The following is an 18,227-nucleotide window of genomic DNA, read 5'->3' as shown; positions in this document are numbered from 1 at the left end:
TCCCTAGCGTGTGGCGAGCCGTTCCAGCAGGGCGGCGCTCCGGGCCAGCAATGCCCGCTCCTCATCCGTGAGTTCGGCCTCGATGGCCTGGGCGAGCCAGCCGGCCCTGCGGCCGCGCTCCGCTTCGAGGGCGGACCGGCCCGCGTCCGACAGCTCGACCAGCGACTTGCGGCCGTCCGTGGGGTGCGCCCGGCGCGTGATCAGGTTCTGTTCCATGAGGAGCCCCACCGCACGGGCCATCGACTGGGGGCGTACGCGCTGATCGGCGGCGAGGTCGCTGGTGGTCATGGCGCCGTTGCGGTCGAGTGTGCCGAGCACGGCGGCCTGGCCCAGCGGGATGCGGTCCTCGTCTTTGACGCGTCGGGTGAGCTTGCCCATCGCGGTGCGCAGTTCGACGGCGATGGCGGCGGCTTCCGGGGTGGGCATAGGGCACTTTACCCCGGTGGCCGGTCTTGCTGTGCAGCCGACCTGCACAGCAATGCTGTACAGCAAAACTGAGCAGCATTGCTGTAGGGTTTGGCGTCGTCGGGCTCAGCGCCAGCGCTGTCGCAGCCGGGGCCACGGCACACGACCACGGGAAGGAACTCCCATGTCCGCAAAGGCAGTCGGAACCGTCAACGCCGGTATCGAGACCGCCATCGGGGCCACCATCGGGACCGCCATCGAGACCGTCACCGCCCGCCGGATCATCGACAGCCGCGGCAACCCCACGGTCGAGGCCGACGTCGTCCTGGCGGACGGGTCCCTGGGGCGCGCGGCCGTGCCCTCCGGCGCCTCCACCGGTGCCCGGGAGGCCGTGGAGCTGCGTGACGAAGACTCCGCGCGCTGGCACGGCAAGGGCGTCGACCGCGCGGTGGCCCACGTCAACGGGGAGATCGCGGCGTCCGTGCGGGGCCGGGACGCGGCGGACCAGGCGGGTCTCGACGCCGCGCTGGTCGCCCTCGACGGCACCGCCACGAAGTCCCGGCTCGGCGCCAACGCGATCCTCGGCGTCTCCCTCGCCGCCGCCAGGGCTGCCGCGGCGGCCCACCGCCTGCCCCTCTACCGCTACCTCGGCGGCGCCGGCGCCCGCCTCCTGCCGCTGCCGATGATGAACATCGTCAACGGCGGCGCCCACGCCGACAATCCGCTGGATTTCCAGGAGTTCATGATCGCGCCTGTGGGCGCGGACACCTTCGCCGAGGCCGTCCGCATGGGCAGCGAGGTCTTCCACACCCTGCGCCGCGATCTGCTGGCCGCCGGACACTCCACGGGCGTCGGCGACGAGGGCGGCTTCGCGCCCGCGCTGCGTACCGCCGAGGAGGCGCTCGACTTCGTGATGGCCGCCATCGAGCGCACCGGCTACCGCCCCGGCACGGACATCGGCCTGGTCATGGACCCGGCGTCGTCGGAGTTCTTCCGCGACGGGGTGTACGACTACGCGGGCGAGGGGGTACGCCGCACCCCGTCCGAGCACGCCGACCACCTGGCCGGGCTCATCGACGCCTACCCGGTCATCTCCATCGAGGACCCGATGGCGGAGAACGACCTGGACGGCTGGCGCGAGCTGACCGCCCGCGTCGGCGACCGCTGCCAGCTGACCGGCGACGATGTGTTCTGCACCAACGAGGCGCTGCTGCGCGAGGGCATCCGCACCGGCGTCGGCAACTCGGTCCTGGTCAAGGTCAATCAGATCGGAACCCTGACCGAGGCGCTGGCCACGGTCGCCACGGCCCACGAGGCGGGCTGGACGGCTGTCATGTCGCACCGCTCGGGCGAGACGGAGGACACCACCATCGCGGACCTGGCGGTGGCGACCGGCTGCGGTCAGATCAAGACCGGCTCGCTCTCCCGCTCCGACCGCACCGCGAAGTACAACCAACTGATCCGGATCGAGGAGGAATTGGGCGACGCGGCGCACTTCGCCGGCCGCTCCGCGCTGCGTCGGGCGTGAACGGCTGCGTCGCGCGTGAACAGCAGGCAGCGGTAGAGAGCGCGCGGGCCGCCGGATCGGTCGGGGGCCCGCTCGCGTGCCGGGAAGGAGACCGCCAAGTGCCGGCCGGCCGGGCGCGACCTGCGTTCTCCGCCTGGAGTCTGGCCGAGCCGGCGGACTTCCTGGTGGCCGACCGGCGGCGTGTCTCCGTCTAACTCCCCACCGGCGGCGGCCCCGTGCTGCCGCGGGGGACGAGTTCGGTCGGCAGGACGATGTGGCGGTCGTGTGCGCCGTCGGCGTCGTCGATCACTGCCCGGGTGAGGTTCACGGCGGCGCGGCCGAGTTCGACGGCGGGCTGGGCGAGGGTCGTCAGGCCCATGACTGCCGCCATGACGTGGTCGTCGAAGCCCATCACCGAAATCCGCCCCGGTACCGGGACGTTGGCTTCCCGCAGGGCCGCCAGCAGCCGGAAGGCCATGTCGTCGGTCTCGGTGAACAGAGCGGTCGGCGGGTCGGGGAGGCTCAGCAGCCGGCCCACTGCCGGGGCCATGCCGCCGCCCTTCCAGTCCGGCACGCTCATCACGAGTGAATCGTCGTGCTCCAGGCCCGCTTCGGTGAGCGCCCGCAGATGGCCGGTGAGGCGGTTCTTGCTGCTCCAGGCGAAGCCGGTGGTGTCGTGTGTCTGGAGGCAGGCGATCCGGCGGTGGCCGAGGTTGATCAGGTGGCGGGTGCCCCGCAGGGCGGCGTCCTCGTCGTCGACGTAGACGCTGGGGCGCCCCGGGGCGTGCTGGCTGACGAAGATCAGCGGCATGCCCAGGTCGTCCAGGCGGGCCCGCTCGGCGGGGGAGAGCGAGAAGCTCACCACGAGCAGGGCGTCGGCGTTGCGGCGGGCGGGCAACCGGTCGAAGAAGTCGGCGCGTTCGTGCACATCGGTCACGCTGTAGACCAGCAGGTCGAGGCCCGCCTCGCGCAGCGCGGGTGCCATGCCGGAGAGCGTCGAACTCAGGAACCACGTCGCCAGGTTGGGCATCAGGACGGCGACTCGTCCGGTGCGGCCGGTGACGAGGCTGGAGGCGCTGCGGGTGATCGCGAACGAGAGTTCGCGGGCTGCGGCTTCCACCCGGGCGCGTGTGGTGTCCGAGACCGTCGGCAATCCGCGCAGGGTGCGCGAAACGGTGGACACCGAAACCCCCGCCCGATGGGCCACATCGGCCATCGTGGCCTCGCTCTGCGCTGAGGACATGCGGGGACGCTAGCACAAAGAGTCGATGACAGCGTTGCCAGGAAATCTTCCCGGAATATCTCGTTCACGATCCGTTGACCTGGCCATCGGGGCACTTCTAGCCTGCAAGCGCTGTCATCGACGACAGCCAAGACGTGAGGAGCACTCATGGCCTTGAGCCGCAGAACCCTGCTCGCGAGCGGTCTTGCCGCCGCCGGAGCCGGGCTCACCAGCGGTTGCGCGGGCAAGCCCTTGGACACCCTGCTGAACCGAGCCGCCCAGGTCCCGCGTACCCCGGCCACTCTCACCTGGTGGGTATCCGAAATCCCGTCCCGGAACGGCCCCGTGGTGGCAGACCTGATCATCCGCGCCTTCGAGCGCCGCCATCCGCAGATCCATGTCCGAAAGTCGAACGCCCTCAGTACCACCGACAGCAACCGCGCCGCGGTCACCACACAGCTCGCGGGCGCCTCACCCACCCCTGACGTCTATCTCGGGGACACCACCTGGCCGGCCCAGTTCGGCAGCAACTCCCTTGCGCTGCCGCTCCAGACGCTGCTGCCCAAGGGCTTCTGGGACGGCTACCCGGCGGCCCTGCGGCGGGTGAGCGAGTACCGCGGCGCCGTGTACGCGCTGCCCTTCTTCACCGACAGCGCCTTCCTCTATTACCGGAAGGACCTGCTGGCCAAGCACGGCCGGCCGGTGCCCCGCACCTGGGAGGAGCTGGTGCGGACCGCACGCACCGTCCAGCGGGCCGGGGACGCCCCTTACGGGTTCCTCTGGCAGGGGTCCGTATCGGAGTCGCTGACCTGCAATGTCGCCGAGTTCCTGGCCGATGCCGAAGCTCCCGTACTGGACGGGGCGGGCCGGGTGGCGCTGGGCGGGCCGGGCGCGGAACGGGCCTTTGCGATGATGCGGGAGTTCACCGAGACGGGCGTCACGCCCCCCACGGTCGGCACGTATGTGGAAGCGGACTCGCAGGACGCCTTCACCGGCGGCCGCGGTGTCTTCCTGCGCAACTGGTCCTACGCCTGGGGCAACGCGGCCGACCGCTCGGTCTCCAAGGTGGCGGGCCGGGTCGGTGTCGCGCCCCGCCCCGGCTTCGCCGGCGACGGCCCCCACGGGGTGAGCTGCGCCGGGGGCTGGAGCAATTTCATCAACCCCAACTCCCGCCACCTCGGTGCCGCGGTCGCTTTTGCCCGGTTCTGTGCCGGTGAGGAGGCGCAGATGATCCTGCTGAAGAACGCCGGGGTGATTCCGGCGCTCGACGAGGTGCTGTCCCGGCCCCAGGCCCGTGCGGTCGGCGATCCGACGCTCACCGGGGTGCGTCAACTGCATCTGGTCGCCCGGCCGGTGCAGTCCCCGTACTACCCCCAGGTCAGCAAGGCGCTCTACACCCGGGCCAACGCGGTGATCGGCGGCCGGACCACACCTGCCCAGGCCGTACGCGCGGCCCGCGCCGATATCCAGACCGCGCTGGAAGGCAGGGCGCTGTGAATGCCATGACCTCCTCCGCCACACCCGTGTCGCGCCGCCCGGCCCCGGAGCCGGCCGGCCGGCGGACGCTTCCTGCGCCACGCGGCGGCGGGCCGGCCCGGGTGAGCAGGCGCCGCCGGGCGCGTACCGGCTGGTTCTTCGCCTCCCCGGCGCTGCTGACCATCGCCGCCGTGACGGTCTTCCCGGTGCTCTTCTCGGTGCTGCTCAGCTTCGCCGATGTCCGCCTGGAGTACGGCGGGTTCCGCATCCTGTCCCTGACGGGTGACCACTACGCCGCGGTGCTGAGCAGCCCGGAGTGGCGCCAGGCGCTCGTCTTCACCTTCGGGTTCACCGCCGTCACCGTCCTGCTGGAACTGGTGCTGGGCACCGCGGCCGCGCTCGTGCTGGAGCGGCTGGGGACCGCCCGTGGCTGGGTCCTGGCGGTCCTGCTGCTGCCCTGGGCGCTGATCAATGTCGTCGCCGCCCAGCTGTGGGGGTATCTCTACAACGGCACCTACGGTGGGCTGACCTGGCTCTTCACCCAGATTCTGGGCCACCAGCCGGACATTCTCGGGCAGCCCGCCTCCGCCATGGGGGCCATGGTGGTGGTCGATGTCTGGAAGACCACGCCCTTTGTCGCGATTGTCGTCCTCGCCGGGCTGATGCTGATTCCCGGCGACGTCTACGAGGCGGCAGAGATCGACGGCGCCGGCACCTGGACGACCTTCTGGAAGGTGACCCTGCCGCAGCTGCGTCCGATCATGGCCATCGCCGTCCTCTTCCGCATCCTGCAGGCCTTCGGCATCTTCGACCTGCCCTTCGTCCTGACCCAGGGCGGTCCGGGCACCGCCACCGAATCCCTGGCGATCCTGGGATACAAAACGCTCTTCCAGAACCTCGCCATCGGCCGCGGCGCCGCGGTCGCGACCACCACCGCCGTCATCGTGATCACGTGCTGTCTGCTCTTCCTGCGGGTCTTCAAGGCGCAGGCCGACGAAGGAGGGCGGGCATGAGCCGCCGTGCACCGGCGTCCGGCATCCGCCGGTACGTCAACGCCGTCAACCTCGGCGGTCTGGCGATCGCCGTGCTGTCGGCACTGCCGCTGTACTGGATGATCGTGTCGTCCTTCAAGGGACCGGGCGAGATCAGCGCCGACCCGCCGACCCTGGTCCCGAAGGCGGCGACGCTCGGCAACTACGCCGAGGCCTTCGTCCGCAACGGCATCGGCCGCTATCTGCTCAACAGCGTGCTGGTGGCGTCCATTTCCACGGTCGCCGTGCTGGGGCTGTCCTTCTTCGCGGGCTACGCCCTGGCCCGCACCCCGTTGCGCGGCCGCGGCGCCGTCATGACCGCACTGCTGATGCTGTCCGTCTTCCCGCCGATCGCGCTGGTCGTTCCACTCTTCCTGCTGGAGCGGCAGTTGGGGCTGCTCAACAGCTATGCGGGCCTGATCGTGCCCTATGTCGCGCTGAACCTGCCGTTCGCCATCTGGATCATGCGCAACTACCTGGTCGGTGTCCCCCGTGAGCTGGAGGAGGCGGCCACCGTCGACGGCGCGGGACCGCTGCGTACCGTCCTGACCGTCATCGCCCCCCTCGCCCGGCCGGGGCTGTTCACCGCGGGCATCTTCACCTTCACCGCGACCTGGTCGGAGTTCCTGCTCGCGCTGACCTTCAACAGCGAGGACGGCCACCGCACCGTTCCGGTCGGCATCGCACTGTTCACCAGCCAGTACACCGTCCCCTACGGGACACTCTTCGCGGGGGCGGTGGCCGCCACCGTCCCCATCGGCGTCCTTGTCATGATCTTCCGCCGCTCGATCGTCTCGGGCATGACCTCCGGGGCGGTGAAGGGATGAGACCGACGGCCCCCGGGGGCGCCCTCCCTTCCCGCCCCCACCGCACCCGGCGCCGCACCGCGCCCCGTTCCTCCCCCGGCTGACGCTGGGAGGCGCCCCATGCGACCGCTCTCGTACCGAAAGGCTTCCCGTGACCGCACAGCACCTCGGCTCCGACCGCAACACCACCGACTGGTGGCGGCAGGCCGTCGTCTACCAGGTGTACCCGCGCAGCTTCGCCGACGCCGACGGCGACGGCATCGGAGACCTCCCCGGTGTGACCTCCCGGCTGCCCTACCTCGCCGGCCTCGGCGTGGACGCCGTCTGGCTGAGCCCCTTCTACCCCTCACAACTGGCCGACGGCGGCTATGACGTCGACGACTACCGCGATGTCGACCCGCGCCTGGGCACCCTCGACGACTTCGACGCCATGGTGGCCGAGGCACACCGCCTGGGCCTCAAGGTGATGGTCGACATCGTGCCCAACCACTCCTCCGACCAGCACCTCTGGTTCCAGGAGGCGTTGCGCGCCGAGCCCGGATCCGCCGCCCGCGAGCGGTACGTCTTCCGCGAGGGCAAGGGCGAGCGGGGCGAACTGCCGCCCACCGACTGGGTCTCCTGCTTCGGCGGCCCCGCCTGGACCCGGCTGCCGGACGGCTGGTGGTACCTCCACCTCTTCGCACCGGAGCAGCCCGACTTCAACTGGGACAACCCCGAGGTCCGCGCGGACTTCCGGCACACCCTGCGCTTCTGGTCCGACCGCGGCGTCGACGGCTTCCGGGTCGATGTGGCCCACGGCCTGGCCAAGGACCTGGCCGCGCCGCTCCGGGACATCGGCACCGTCGAGGGCTACACGCCCGCAGACCTGCCCGAGGACGGCAGCCACCCCTTCTGGGACCGCGACGAGGTGCACGACATCTTCCGCGACTGGCGCAAGGTCTTCAACGAGTACGACCCGCCGCGGGTCGCCGTCGCCGAGGCCTGGGTACGCAGCTCCCGCCGTACCGCGTACGCCACCCCGCAGGAACTCGGCCAGGCCTTCAACTTCGACTTCCTCAGGGCCGCGCTGCACGCCGGGGAGCTGCGCGCCGCCATCGACACCGCACTCGCCGACGCGCGGGCGGCCGGGGCGACCGCGACCTGGGTGCTGTCCAACCACGATGTGATCCGGCACGCCTCCCGGTACGGCCTGCCGGACGGCCGTGACGAGGAGGCCTGGCTGCTCTCCGACGGACGAGAACCCGTCCTGGACCGGGAGTTCGGGCTGCGCCGGGCGCTGGCCGCCACCCTGCTGATGCTGGCGCTGCCGGGCTCCGGCTACGTCTACCAGGGCGAGGAACTGGGGCTGCCCGAGGTCGCCGGCCTCTCCCGGGACAGCCTCCAGGACCCGGTGTGGACCCGCAGCGAAGGCCGGCTGAAGGGGCGGGACGGCTGCCGGGTGCCCCTGCCCTGGCGGCGTGAGGGCAGCTCGTACGGCTTCGGCAGCGGGGGCACCTGGCTGCCGCAGCCGGCCGGCTGGGGCGAGCTGTCCGTCGAGGCACAGCAGGGTGTGGCGTCCTCCCCGCTGGAGCTGTACCGCACGGCGCTCGCCACCCGCCGACGGCTGCTGGCCGACGAGGCGCTGGAGTGGGCCGATGACGCGCCGACGGCCCACCCGGACGTCCTGCACTTCCGCCGCTCGGGCGGCTGGGAGTGCGTGGCCAACCTGTCCGACGAGCCCCGGCTGTTGCCGGCCGGTGAGCGGCTGCTGGCCTCCGCGCCGGTCACCGGCGACGAACTGCCGCCGTGGACGACGGTCTGGCTGCGCACCGCGCAGTCCTGACCCGCCGCGCCGTGGGGACCCGTCAGGCGGTCAGCGCCGTCAGGTCCCCGCGGGCGCCGTCCAGGACCGCCCCGTCGTAGCGCCGCAGCAGCAGGTGGGCCAGCTCGGGCGCCGGGCCGAGGACGGGGGCGAGGACATCGGCCCCGGCCTCGCGGGCCCCGGCGGCGATGCGGTCCGGGAGGAAACCCGGGGCGATGACGTACGGGGCCACGGCCACCCGGCCGACGCCCTCGGCCCGCAGTTCCCGCACCGCGTCGGCGGTACGGGGAAGAGATGCGGAGGCGAACGCAGGTCGCACGGCGCACCAGCCTGCGGTGTGCCGCCACTCCCGCGCGATTTCAGCGATCACTGCGCTCGCCTCCGGGTCGGAGGAGCCCGCCGAGGCCAGCACGACCCCGGTCGAGCCACGGTCGCCGGGCCGCACCCCGGCCTGTGCCAGCCGGCGCTCCAGCGCGGCGGTCAGCAGCGGCGAAGGGCCCAGCACCTCGGCCTGGCGGACCGTCAGCAGGGGCAGCCGTGCCGTCGCCGCCCGCAGGACCGCCGGGATGTCGGACTTGGCGTGGAAGGCGCGGGTCAGCAGCAGCGGCAGCGCCACCACCTCCCGTACGCCCCCGCCCGGCCCGCCACGATGCCCGGACGCCGCCGCGCGCCGCCCCTCGGCCTCTGCCTCCGCCGACAGCCGCTCCAGCACCCGCGGCACCCGGGGCGCGTTGAAGTCGAGGTAGCCGACCTCGACGCGCAGCCCCGGCCGCAGCGCCCGCACCCGGGCACAGAGCGCGGAGACGGCCGCGGCGTGCCGCGGGTCGCGGCTGCCGTGGGCGACGACGAGGAGCGTGGGGCGAGGGGGGCACAGGTCCATGGTTCAGCTCTTGACGAGGAGGCCGCGGCTGCGCAGCACCCGGCGTTCGACCGGGGCGAAGATCAGCAGCTCGATGCCGATGCCGACGATGAGGATCAGGAGGATCGCGGCGAGCACCCAGGACATGTCCTGGAACTCGCGGCCCTGCTCCAGCAGCTGGCCCAGGCCGGTGCCCAGATCGGGCGCGTTGACGATGAGCTCGGCGGCCATCAGGGACCGCCAGGAGAACGCCCAGCCCTGCTTGAGCCCGGCGATATAGCCCGGCAGCGCGGCCGGGAGCAGCACATGGCGGATGCCGGCCAGACCGGTGGCGCCGATGGTGCGGCCGGCCCGCAGGTAGAGCGGGGAGATCTGGTCGACGCCCGCCACCAGGCCGTTGGCGATGGACGGGACGGCACCGAGCAGCACCACCGCGTAGATCGTGGCGTCGCTCAGCCCGAACCAGATGATCGCGGCCGGGACCCAGGCCACCGACGGCAGCGACTGCAGACCGCTCAGGATCGGCCCGATCGCGGCCCGTACGGCCTTGACCCGGGCGACGACCAGCCCGAGCACCGTACCGAGGGCCACCGAGGCGACGAAGCCGAGGGCGCCGCGGGAGACGCTGGTCCACACGAAGCTCAGCAGGGTGCCCTCGAGCCACTTCTGCTGCAGCGAGTGCGCGACGTCGGCGGGGCTCGGCAGCAGGTAGTGCGGCTTCAGCTCGAAGTGGTAGGCGAGCTGCCACACCGCGAGCACGATGACGATCGCGACGAGGGGAGGGAACGCCTTCGAGGCGGCGGTGCGCAGCCACGGCTGCCGGTCGACGACCCGGGACTCCAGGGCGTCCAGCCCGGCCTCCAGGCCGGCGATGTCCCCGGCCGCGGCGGCGTCGCGGCCGGTCGCGGTGGGCTCGTCCTTCCGGGCGGCGGCGGAGGGGTCCTTGGTCTCAGTGCTGGCCATGGCGGCGGATCTCCCCACGGAGCTGTTCGGTGATCTCGATGGAAAGGTCGGCGACCGCGGCGTCCTCGATGCGGCGCGGCTGCGGGATGTCCACCCGCCACTCGCGGGCGATCTTGCCGGGGCGGGAGGACAGCAGCACCACCCGCTCGGCGAGTCGCACGGCCTCACGGACGTTGTGGGTGACGAACAGGACCGAGAGGCTGGTCTCCCGCCAGATGCGGGTCAGCTCGTCGTGCAGCACATCGCGGGTGATCGCGTCGAGCGCGGCGAACGGCTCGTCCATCAAGAGCAGTTGGCTGTCCTGGGCCAGGGCGCGGGCCATCGCCACGCGCTGACGCATACCGCCCGACAGCTCGTGCACCCGCTTGCCGTGGGCCCCTTTGAGCCGGACGAGTTCCAGCAGCCGCTCGGCCTCGTCCCGGCGCTCCGCGCGCGGCACCCCGCGCAGCCGCAGCGCCAGTTCGATGTTGCGGCCCGCGGTCAGCCACGGGAACAGCGCATGCTCCTGGAACATCAGGGCCGGCCGGCCGCCGGGCGTCTCGATGGCGCCGGCGGACGGCGCGTCCAGACCGGCCACGAGGTTGAGGAGGGTGGACTTGCCGCAGCCCGAGGCCCCCAGGAGGCAGACGAATTCACCGGGCGCCACATCGATGCTGATGTCGTCCAGGACATGCTGCTGTGCGCCGGTGCGGCCGAACGACTTCGAGACATGGTCGATGCGGGCCGCGTACGGCACGGTGGTGCCCGTGCCCGCCGTGGCGGGTTGCTGCTGGGTGAGCGTGGTGGTCGTCATCGGTGTCACCTCCTGGGGGAGTGCGGTACGGCGGGGCGGGGCTACTTGCTGCCGAGTCCGGCGTCGGAGACCGGCTGCTTGCCCTCGGACTTCAGCACCTTGTTGAGCAGGGTGAGGTCGTAGATGCCCTTGAGGTCGGGCTTCTTGAGCAGACCCGCCTTGACGGCGTGATCCGCCTCCTCCTGGAGGGTGGCGGCCAGCGGGTCATCGGTGACATCGACGTTCTTGAACGCCGGGTCGATGACGTTCTGCGGCAGTGCCTTGCCGGCCACGTCCGGGGAGGCGAGCTTGTCGTTGAGGGCCTTCTTCGCCTCGTCCGGGTGCGACCGGATCCAGGCGTTGGTCTTCACCGAGGCCCGCAGTACCGCCTCGACGGCCTTGGGGTGCGCCTTGAGGAACTTCTGCGAGACGATCATGTTCGTGATGACGAACTTCCCGTCCCTCCACAGCTTCTTCTCGTCCAGCAGCGTCTTGCCGCCCTCGGCGACGAGCTTGGAAGCGGTGGGCTCGGGCACCCACGCGCCGTCGATCCCGCCCTGCTGGAAGACGGTCGGCGTCACCTTGTTGTCGGTGCGCTGGACGGTGACATCGCCCTTGCCGGTGGTGGGGTCGACCTTGAGGCCCTTGCCCGCCAGGTAGTTCAGCAGCGCGACGTCCTGGGTGTTGCCCAGCTGCGGGGTCGCGATCGTCTTGCCCTTGAGGTCGTTCAGGCTCTTGATCTTCTTGGGGTTGACCACCAGCGAGACACCGCCGGAGGCCGAACCGCCAATGATCTTCAGGCTCTTGCCGTGCGACTTGACGTAGCCGTTGATCGCGGGGGAGGGGCCGATCCAGCCGATGTCGACGGCGCCCGAGTTCAGCGCCTCGATCTCGGCGGGGCCCGCGTTGAAGGGGGCGGCCTTCACTTCGGTGCCGCCCAGTTCCTTCTGGAACGCACCGTTCTGGAGGCCGATCAGGGGCGTCGCATGGGTGGTGTTGCCGAAGAACCCGATCGTGAGGTGATCGAGGCCGTCGGTCTTGGCGCCCTTGGGCGCGACACCGGCCGCGGTGTCCTTCTTGGCCTCGGATCCGTAGCCGCAGGCGCCCAGCGCCCCGATCAGGAGCGGGACGGTGGTGGCGGCCGCCAGCAGGCGGTATCGAACGGCAGACACGGGAGGGGGTCCTCTCGGAGGGCCGGGTCAGTACGCGCCTTCTACGGCGCTCCCGGCAGATCGGTGCATCTTCGGAAGGGGGGTGTGGGGGGTACGGAGCGGTGCATCGTCAGCACACACATCGGCCGACTCCGCCCTGCCCGCTGCCCAGGGCGCCGCTGCCGATGCGGCCGCCCTCCTTCGCGAAGGTCGAGAACACGTCCTGGAGCATGCTCAGAAGTCCCATCCCTCGTCGTCCTCCGCGGCGTCGGCCACAGCGGCCTCGGCGGCCGCCTCGGCGAAGGCGTTGCCCGCCATCCCCGCGGTCAGGGTCGTACCGTCCGCCGGGTCGATCAGGAGGAAGGAGCCGGTGCGGCGGGAGTCGGCGTAGGCGTCCAGGGCCAGCGGCTCGGCGGTGCGCAGGGTGACGCGGCCGATGTCGTTGGCGGCCAGTTCGCCGGGGGCCGGGTGCTGCGAGAGGTCGTCCAGGGTGAGGCGGGAGGGGATGTCCTTGACCAGGGCCTTCACGGTGCGGGTGGTGTGCTTGAGCAGCACGCGCTGGCCGAGGGTCAGGGGACGGTCCGCCACGTGGCAGACGGTTGCCTCGATGTCCTGCGAGAGGCCCGGTGCGGAGGCCGTGGCGGCGATCAGATCACCGCGTGAGATGTCGATGTCGTCGGTGAGGCGGACGGTGACCGACTGCGGTGCCCAGGCGGCGTCGACGGCCTGGCCCAGGGCGTCGATCGCCTCGATGGTGCTGGTGCGGCCGGAGGGCAGGGCGGTGACCGCGTCGCCGACGCGCAGCACACCGGAGGCGATCTGGCCCGCGTAGCCGCGGTAGTCGGGGTGTTCGGCGGTCTGCGGACGGATGACGTACTGGACCGGGAAGCGCGCCGGGTCCTGTGACGGGTCCTCGACGACGGGCACGGTCTCCAGGTGCTCCAGCACGGTGGGGCCGCCGTACCAGTCCATCTTCGCGGACGGCGACACCACGTTGTCGCCGGCCAGCGCCGAGATCGGGATCGCGGTGATCTCCGGGACGCCCAGCGAGGCCGCGTAGGCCGTGAACTCCTCGGCGATGGCGGCGAAGACGGGCTCGGCGTAGTCGACCAGGTCCATCTTGTTGACGGCCAGCACCACATGCGGGACGCGCAGCAGGGCGGCGACCGCGGCGTGCCGGCGGGTCTGCTCGACCACGCCGTTGCGGGCGTCGACCAGCACCACGGCCAGTTCGGCGGTGGAGGCGCCGGTGACCATGTTGCGGGTGTACTGCACATGCCCGGGGGTGTCCGCCAGGATGAACCGGCGCCGCGGGGTGGCGAAGTAGCGGTAGGCGACGTCGATGGTGATGCCCTGCTCGCGCTCGGCGCGCAGCCCGTCGGTCAGCAGCGCCAGGTCGGGCGTCTCCTGGCCGCGGCCCAGGGAGGCACGCTCGACGGCCTCCAGCTGGTCGGCGAGCACCGATTTGGAGTCGTGCAGCAGCCGGCCCACCAGCGTGGACTTGCCGTCGTCGACGGAGCCCGCGGTGGCGAAGCGCAGCAGCGAGGTGGCACCCGCCTCGACGATGTCGGCCGCGGCCGCGGCCGCGCTCGTGCCTGTGTTCGTGCTCATGTTAGAAGTACCCCTCGCGCTTGCGGTCCTCCATGGCGGCCTCGGACATCTTGTCGTCGGCCCTGGTGGCGCCCCGCTCGGTGAGCCGGGACGCGGCGATCTCCGCGATCACCGCCTCGATGGTGGCGGCGTCGGAGTCGACGGCACCGGTGCAGGACATGTCACCGACGGTGCGGTAGCGCACCTGCCGCCGCTCCAGGCTCTCGCCGTCCTTGGGGCCGCCCCACTCGCCGGGGGAGAGCCACATACCGCTGCGGGCGAAGACCTCGCGCTCGTGGGCGTAGTAGATGGCGGGCAGTTCGATCTTCTCGCGGGCGATGTACTGCCAGACGTCCAGCTCGGTCCAGTTGGACAGCGGGAAGACGCGGACGTGCTCGCCGGGGGAGTGCTTGCCGTTGTAGAGCTGCCACAGCTCGGGGCGCTGGCGGCGCGGGTCCCAGCCGCCGAACTCGTCGCGCAGCGAGAAGACCCGCTCCTTGGCGCGCGCCTTCTCCTCGTCCCGGCGGCCGCCGCCGAAGACCGCGTCGAAGCGGTTCTTGTCGATGGCGTCCAGCAGCGGGACGGTCTGCAGCGGGTTGCGGGTGCCGTCGGGGCGCTCGCGCAGCTCGCCGCGGTCGATGAAGTCCTGCACGGAGGCGACGTGCAGCCGCAGACCGTGCCGCTCCACGGTGCGGTCGCGGTAGTCCAGGACCTCGGGGAAGTTGTGCCCGGTGTCGACGTGCAGCAGGGAGAACGGCACCGCGGCCGGCGCGAACGCCTTCAGCGCCAGGTGCAGCATGACGATGGAGTCCTTGCCGCCGGAGAACAGGATCACCGGCCGCTCGAACTCACCCGCCACCTCACGGAAGATGTGCACCGCCTCCGACTCCAGGGCGTCGAGGTGGGAGAGGGCGTACGGGTTGTCGGCGTCCTCGGCGTTCCCGGTCACGGCCGTGACGGTCGTCATGCCAGTCCCCTTTCGGTGAGCAGCGCATGCAGTGCCGCCGCGGACTCCTGCACGGTCTGGGTGTGCGACTCGATGCGCAGGTCGGGTGCGGCGGGCGCCTCGTACGGGTCGTCCACGCCGGTCAGGCCGGAGATCTCACCGGCCGCCTGCTTGGCGTAGAGCCCCTTCACGTCCCGCTCGGAGCACACCTCGACGGGCGTGGCCACATGCACCTCCAGGTAGGGGGTGCCCTCGCTCTGGTGGCGCCCCCGTACGGCCTCCCGGCTGTCCGCGTACGGCGCGATCACCGGCACCAGCGCCTTGACGCCGTTGCTCGCCAGCAGCTCGGCCACGAAGCCGATCCGCTGGACGTTGGTGTGCCGGTCCTCGCGGGTGAAGCCGAGGCCCGCGGACAGGAACTCGCGGATCTCGTCGCCGTCCAGCACCTCGACGCGGTGGCCGTCGCCGCGCAGCTTCCCGGCCAGTTCGTGCGCGAGGGTCGTCTTGCCCGCGCTCGGCAGACCGGTCAGCCAGATCGTGGCGCCCGTCATGGATATCTCCTGATGCTCGGTCATCCGTGCAGCCCGCACTCGGTCTTGTTGCTGCCGGCCCAGCGGCCGGCCCTGGCGTCCTCGCCCTCCAGCACCCGGCGGGTGCAGGGCGCGCAGCCGACGGAGGCATAGCCGTCCGTCAGCAGCGGGTTGGTGAGCACCCCGTGCTCGTCCACGTACGCGTCCACATCGGCCTGCGTCCAGCGGGCGATCGGGGAGACCTTCACCTTGCGCCGCTTGGGGTCCCAGCCGACGACCGGGGTGTTCGCCCGGGTGGGCGACTCGTCCCGGCGCAGGCCCGTCGCCCAGGCGTCGTAGCCGGCCAGGCCCTCTTCGAGCGGCTTGACCTTGCGCAGCGCGCAGCACAGGTCCGGGTCGCGGTCGTGTAGCTTCGGGCCGTGCTCGGCGTCCTGCTCGGCGACCGTCTGACGCGGCGTCAGGGTGATGACGTTGACGTCCATCACCTCGGCCACCGCGTCCCGGGTCCCCAGGGTCTCGGGGAAGTGGTAGCCGGTGTCCAGGAAGACCACGTCCACGCCCGGGAAGGCCCGCGAGGCCAGGTGCGCGACGACCGCGTCCTCCATGGAGGAGGTGACGCAGAAGCGCGGACCGAAGGTCTCGGCGGCCCATTCGAGGATCTTCAGGGCGGGCGCGTCCTCCAGGTCCCGGCCCGCCTGCTCGGCGAGCTGCTGAAGGTCAGTTGCGGTGGTCACGGGGTACCTCCGTCGGAAGCGGAAGGGGGCCGGCCGGTGCTGCCCGGCGTCAGCAGCCCCAGGAACTTCAGCCGGAACGCGCGACTGCAGGACCGGCATTCCCACGCACCGTGGCCCTCTTCCGAGGGCCGCAGGTCCTCGTCCCCGCAGTACGGGCAGTAGAACGGCGCCGCACGCTCACTCACTGGGCCCCCGCTCAGCCTCGGCGCGCTCGGGTGCGCCGGCTTCCCTCGTCACTGCTCGTTCCTTCGTCACTGCGCGGCTCCTCAGGCCGGCCGGCGCCGCGCGCCGAGGCTCGCTCACTGTGCCCCCCCGCTCAGCCTCGGCGCGCTCGGGTGCGCCGGCTTCCCTCGTCACTGCGCGGCTCCTCAGTCCAGCCGGCGCCGCGCGCCGAGGCTCGCTCACTTCAGCGCACCCTCTTCCGCACGGGCCGCCCAGGTGGCGAACCGCTCGTCCTCCTCGCGCTGCGCCTCGAAGTTGCGCAGCACCCGCTCGATGTAGTCGGGGAGTTCATCGGCGGTGACCTTCAGACCGCGGACCTTGCGGCCGAAGCCGGCCTCCAGGCCCAGGGCGCCGCCCAGGTGCACCTGGTAGCCCTCGACCTGGTTGCCGTCGTCGTCCAGGACCAGCTGGCCCTTGAGACCGATGTCCGCGACCTGGATACGGGCGCAGGCGTTCGGGCAGCCGTTGAGGTTGATGGTGACCGGCTCCCGGAAGTCCGGCATGCGGTGCTCCAGTTCGTCGATCAGCGAGGCGCCACGGCCCTTGGTCTCGACGATGGCCAGCTTGCAGAACTCGATACCGGTGCAGGCCATCGTGCCGCGCCGGAACGGCGAGGGGTGGACCTGGAAGTCCAGCGCCTCCAGCCCGGCGACCAGCCCGTCGACCTGGTCCTGCGCGACATCGAGGATGATCATCTTCTGCTCGACGGTGGTGCGCAGCCGGTCCGAGCCGTACGCGGCGGCCAGTTCGGCGATCTTGGTGAGGGTGGTGCCGTCGACCCGGCCCACCCGCGGGGCGAACCCCACGTAGAAGCGGCCGTCCTGCTGCCGGTGCACCCCGATGTGGTCGCGCCACTTGGAGACCGGCTCCTCGGGCGCGGGGCCGTCGGCCAGCTTGCGCTGCAGGTACTCGTCCTCCAGCACCTGGCGGAACTTCTCCGGGCCCCAGTCGGCCATCAGGAACTTCAGCCGGGCGCGGGTGCGCAGCCGGCGGTAGCCGTAGTCCCGGAAGATCCCGACCACGCCGGCCCAGACGTCCGCGACCTCGTCCAGCGGCACCCAGGTGCCCAGGCGCTGGGCGAGCTTGGGGTTGGTGGACAGGCCGCCGCCGACCCAGAGGTCGAACCCGGGGCCGTGCTCGGGGTGGACGACACCGACGAAGGCCACATCATTGATCTCGTGGACCACGTCCTGGACGGGCGAACCGGAGATCGCGGTCTTGAACTTCCGCGGCAGGTTGGAGAACTCCTTGCTGCCGATGTAGCGCTCGTGGATCTCGTCCACCGCCGGGGTGCCGTCGATGATCTCGTCCGCCGCGATACCGGCCACCGGAGAACCGATGATCACGCGCGGGCAGTCGCCGCAGGCCTCCGTCGTGGACAGACCCACCGCCTCCAGCTTCTCCCAGATGGCGGGGACGTCCTCGATGCGGATCCAGTGCAGCTGGATGTTCTGCCGGTCGGTGATGTCCGCGGTGCCGCGGGCGTACTGCTCGGAGACCTCGCCGATGGCGCGCAGCTGGGCCACGCTCAGCCGCCCGCCGTCGATGCGCACCCGCAGCATGAAGTACTTGTCGTCCAGCTCCTCCGGCTCCAGGATCGCCGTCTTGCCGCCGTCGATCCCGGGCTTGCGCTGGGTGTAGAGGCCCCACCAACGCATCCGCCCGCGCAGGTCGTTGGGGTCGATGGAGTCGAAACCCGACTTGGAGTAGATCGTCTCAATGCGTGTCCGCACATTGAGACCGTCGTCATCCTTCTTGAACTGCTCATTGCCGTTGAGCGGCGTGTGGTGGCCCACGGCCCACTGGCCCTCGCCGCGGTGGCGTCCGGCCTTGCGGCGGGTCGTGGCAGCTGCGGGACGTTCGGGGGAGGCGGCCATGGGTGTACGTCCTTCTGGGCGGGCTCAAAGGAATGCGGACAGGGCGCCGAGCACCCGCGCCGACCTGCGCAGGCATACCGGAATACGGCGCGTGGCACACGCGTCGGAAGGTCTGCGGGTCAAGGGGTGTCAGCGCGTCCGCGACGATGGGGACGGCGTGAAATGCGGTGGTGCTGGGTGCTGCCAGGGGCCGAAGGCCTCCGGCGAATGGCGCCTCAGCCCGCCCGACAAATGGCGCTGGACATGCGGCCGAGGTCGACGTGCCGCCGACTCACCAAGGCAATTCCAGCTCGAGACATGACGGAAGCGTGTCACGCCGCTCTCCGGCCAGTCCA

At 71.5% G+C, this 18,227-nt stretch carries 18 protein-coding genes; 5 read left to right on the top strand and 13 right to left on the bottom strand.

Going from position 1 to position 18,227, the window contains the following annotated elements; all coding sequences use genetic code 11:
• Positions 1 to 3: 3 nt before the first annotated feature.
• Positions 4 to 426 carry a MarR family transcriptional regulator gene (locus tag ABZ851_RS29080; protein ID WP_361133555.1) on the bottom strand — a complete coding sequence of 141 codons (423 nt, stop codon included), beginning with the start codon at positions 424 to 426 and terminating at the stop codon, positions 4 to 6.
• Between the two features lie 163 nt (positions 427 to 589).
• Between ABZ851_RS29080 and eno the strand changes: the two genes are divergently transcribed.
• Positions 590 to 1,933, top strand: coding sequence for a phosphopyruvate hydratase (eno, locus tag ABZ851_RS29075; protein WP_361133552.1), 1,344 nt, complete (start codon positions 590 to 592; stop codon positions 1,931 to 1,933).
• Positions 1,934 to 2,123: 190 nt separating this feature from the next.
• Here the strand turns inward: eno and ABZ851_RS29070 are convergent, their stop codons facing one another.
• Positions 2,124 to 3,155 carry a LacI family DNA-binding transcriptional regulator gene (locus ABZ851_RS29070; RefSeq protein ID WP_361133549.1) on the bottom strand — a complete coding sequence of 344 codons (1,032 nt, stop codon included), beginning with the start codon at positions 3,153 to 3,155 and terminating at the stop codon, positions 2,124 to 2,126.
• 147 nt (positions 3,156 to 3,302) lie between these two features.
• On the opposite strand from ABZ851_RS29070, the gene ABZ851_RS29065 reads away from it, so the two are divergent.
• The 4 genes from ABZ851_RS29065 to ABZ851_RS29050 all read left to right on the top strand — a co-directional run bounded on the left by ABZ851_RS29065 (position 3,303) and on the right by ABZ851_RS29050 (position 8,269).
• Complete coding sequence (locus ABZ851_RS29065) at positions 3,303 to 4,631, top strand: ABC transporter substrate-binding protein (RefSeq protein ID WP_361133546.1); 1,329 nt, start codon at positions 3,303 to 3,305, stop codon at positions 4,629 to 4,631.
• 101 nt (positions 4,632 to 4,732) lie between these two features.
• Positions 4,733 to 5,623: a sugar ABC transporter permease gene (locus ABZ851_RS29060; RefSeq protein ID WP_361133543.1), complete on the top strand. Its 891-nt coding sequence runs from the start codon at positions 4,733 to 4,735 to the stop codon at positions 5,621 to 5,623.
• Positions 5,620 to 6,468 carry a carbohydrate ABC transporter permease gene (locus ABZ851_RS29055; protein WP_361133540.1) on the top strand — a complete coding sequence of 283 codons (849 nt, stop codon included), beginning with the start codon at positions 5,620 to 5,622 and terminating at the stop codon, positions 6,466 to 6,468. Before ABZ851_RS29060 ends, ABZ851_RS29055 begins: the two co-directional genes overlap by 4 nt.
• Positions 6,469 to 6,598: 130 nt before the next feature.
• A complete protein-coding gene (locus ABZ851_RS29050; RefSeq protein WP_361133537.1) occupies positions 6,599 to 8,269 on the top strand; it encodes a glycoside hydrolase family 13 protein in 1,671 nt (556 codons plus the stop codon).
• A 22-nt stretch (positions 8,270 to 8,291) separates the two neighbouring features.
• Here ABZ851_RS29050 and ABZ851_RS29045 read toward each other — a convergent pair whose 3' ends face one another.
• The 11 genes from ABZ851_RS29045 to ABZ851_RS28995 form a co-directional block, all read right to left on the bottom strand.
• Positions 8,292 to 9,128 (bottom strand): sirohydrochlorin chelatase, encoded by an 837-nt coding sequence (locus tag ABZ851_RS29045; protein ID WP_361133534.1) that lies wholly within the window; start codon positions 9,126 to 9,128, stop codon positions 8,292 to 8,294.
• A 3-nt stretch (positions 9,129 to 9,131) separates the two neighbouring features.
• Complete coding sequence (locus ABZ851_RS29040) at positions 9,132 to 10,070, bottom strand: ABC transporter permease (protein ID WP_361133531.1); 939 nt, start codon at positions 10,068 to 10,070, stop codon at positions 9,132 to 9,134.
• Positions 10,057 to 10,872, bottom strand: coding sequence for an ABC transporter ATP-binding protein (locus tag ABZ851_RS29035; RefSeq protein WP_361133528.1), 816 nt, complete (start codon positions 10,870 to 10,872; stop codon positions 10,057 to 10,059). Before ABZ851_RS29035 ends, ABZ851_RS29040 begins: the two co-directional genes overlap by 14 nt.
• Before the next feature lie 32 nt (positions 10,873 to 10,904).
• Positions 10,905 to 12,014 (bottom strand): aliphatic sulfonate ABC transporter substrate-binding protein, encoded by a 1,110-nt coding sequence (locus ABZ851_RS29030; protein ID WP_361133525.1) that lies wholly within the window; start codon positions 12,012 to 12,014, stop codon positions 10,905 to 10,907.
• Between the two features lie 213 nt (positions 12,015 to 12,227).
• Positions 12,228 to 13,604, bottom strand: coding sequence for a GTP-binding protein (locus ABZ851_RS29025; protein WP_361133522.1), 1,377 nt, complete (start codon positions 13,602 to 13,604; stop codon positions 12,228 to 12,230).
• Between the two features lies 1 nt (position 13,605).
• Positions 13,606 to 14,550 carry a sulfate adenylyltransferase subunit CysD gene (cysD, locus tag ABZ851_RS29020; protein WP_336048637.1) on the bottom strand — a complete coding sequence of 315 codons (945 nt, stop codon included), beginning with the start codon at positions 14,548 to 14,550 and terminating at the stop codon, positions 13,606 to 13,608.
• Complete coding sequence (gene cysC / locus ABZ851_RS29015) at positions 14,547 to 15,080, bottom strand: adenylyl-sulfate kinase (protein ID WP_361133628.1); 534 nt, start codon at positions 15,078 to 15,080, stop codon at positions 14,547 to 14,549. Before cysC ends, cysD begins: the two co-directional genes overlap by 4 nt.
• 20 nt (positions 15,081 to 15,100) lie before the next feature.
• Complete coding sequence (locus ABZ851_RS29010; protein ID WP_361133518.1) at positions 15,101 to 15,793, bottom strand: phosphoadenylyl-sulfate reductase; 693 nt, start codon at positions 15,791 to 15,793, stop codon at positions 15,101 to 15,103.
• On the bottom strand, positions 15,790 to 15,978 hold the full coding sequence (locus ABZ851_RS29005) for a hypothetical protein (protein ID WP_088800600.1): 189 nt from the start codon (positions 15,976 to 15,978) through the stop codon (positions 15,790 to 15,792). The genes ABZ851_RS29010 and ABZ851_RS29005 overlap by 4 nt, the downstream gene beginning before the upstream one ends.
• A gap of 216 nt (positions 15,979 to 16,194) precedes the next feature.
• The gene (locus tag ABZ851_RS29000) at positions 16,195 to 17,892 is read right to left on the bottom strand and encodes a nitrite/sulfite reductase (protein WP_336048639.1); all 1,698 of its coding nucleotides are present in this window, start codon (positions 17,890 to 17,892) and stop codon (positions 16,195 to 16,197) included.
• Between the two features lie 215 nt (positions 17,893 to 18,107).
• Entirely contained in the window at positions 18,108 to 18,191 is an 84-nt protein-coding gene (locus tag ABZ851_RS28995; RefSeq protein ID WP_350257049.1) for a putative leader peptide, read from the bottom strand.
• Positions 18,192 to 18,227: the final 36 nt, after the last annotated feature.

Origin of the sequence: Streptomyces sp. NPDC047049, assembly GCF_040643995.1 — a bacterium.
In the GTDB taxonomy this organism is placed as follows: domain Bacteria; phylum Actinomycetota; class Actinomycetes; order Streptomycetales; family Streptomycetaceae; genus Streptomyces; species Streptomyces mooreae.
Note: the sequence above shows the minus strand (reverse complement) of the source record. Positions and strands in the feature narration are given on the sequence as shown.

Excerpts from the sequence above, each read along its gene's own strand:
- ABZ851_RS29000 (WP_336048639.1), bottom strand. The coding sequence starts at position 17,892 with ATGGCCGCCTCCCCCGAACGTCCCGCAGCTGCCACGACCCGCCGCAAG.
- ABZ851_RS29040 (WP_361133531.1), bottom strand. The coding sequence starts at position 10,070 with ATGGCCAGCACTGAGACCAAGGACCCCTCCGCCGCCGCCCGGAAGGAC.
- eno (WP_361133552.1), top strand. The coding sequence starts at position 590 with ATGTCCGCAAAGGCAGTCGGAACCGTCAACGCCGGTATCGAGACCGCC.
- ABZ851_RS28995 (WP_350257049.1), bottom strand. The coding sequence starts at position 18,191 with ATGTCTCGAGCTGGAATTGCCTTGGTGAGTCGGCGGCACGTCGACCTC.
- ABZ851_RS29025 (WP_361133522.1), bottom strand. The coding sequence starts at position 13,604 with ATGAGCACGAACACAGGCACGAGCGCGGCCGCGGCCGCGGCCGACATC.
- ABZ851_RS29055 (WP_361133540.1), top strand. The coding sequence starts at position 5,620 with ATGAGCCGCCGTGCACCGGCGTCCGGCATCCGCCGGTACGTCAACGCC.
- ABZ851_RS29070 (WP_361133549.1), bottom strand. The coding sequence starts at position 3,155 with ATGTCCTCAGCGCAGAGCGAGGCCACGATGGCCGATGTGGCCCATCGG.
- ABZ851_RS29080 (WP_361133555.1), bottom strand. The coding sequence starts at position 426 with ATGCCCACCCCGGAAGCCGCCGCCATCGCCGTCGAACTGCGCACCGCG.
- cysC (WP_361133628.1), bottom strand. The coding sequence starts at position 15,080 with ATGACGGGCGCCACGATCTGGCTGACCGGTCTGCCGAGCGCGGGCAAG.
- ABZ851_RS29065 (WP_361133546.1), top strand. The coding sequence starts at position 3,303 with ATGGCCTTGAGCCGCAGAACCCTGCTCGCGAGCGGTCTTGCCGCCGCC.
- cysD (WP_336048637.1), bottom strand. The coding sequence starts at position 14,550 with ATGACGACCGTCACGGCCGTGACCGGGAACGCCGAGGACGCCGACAAC.
- ABZ851_RS29045 (WP_361133534.1), bottom strand. The coding sequence starts at position 9,128 with ATGGACCTGTGCCCCCCTCGCCCCACGCTCCTCGTCGTCGCCCACGGC.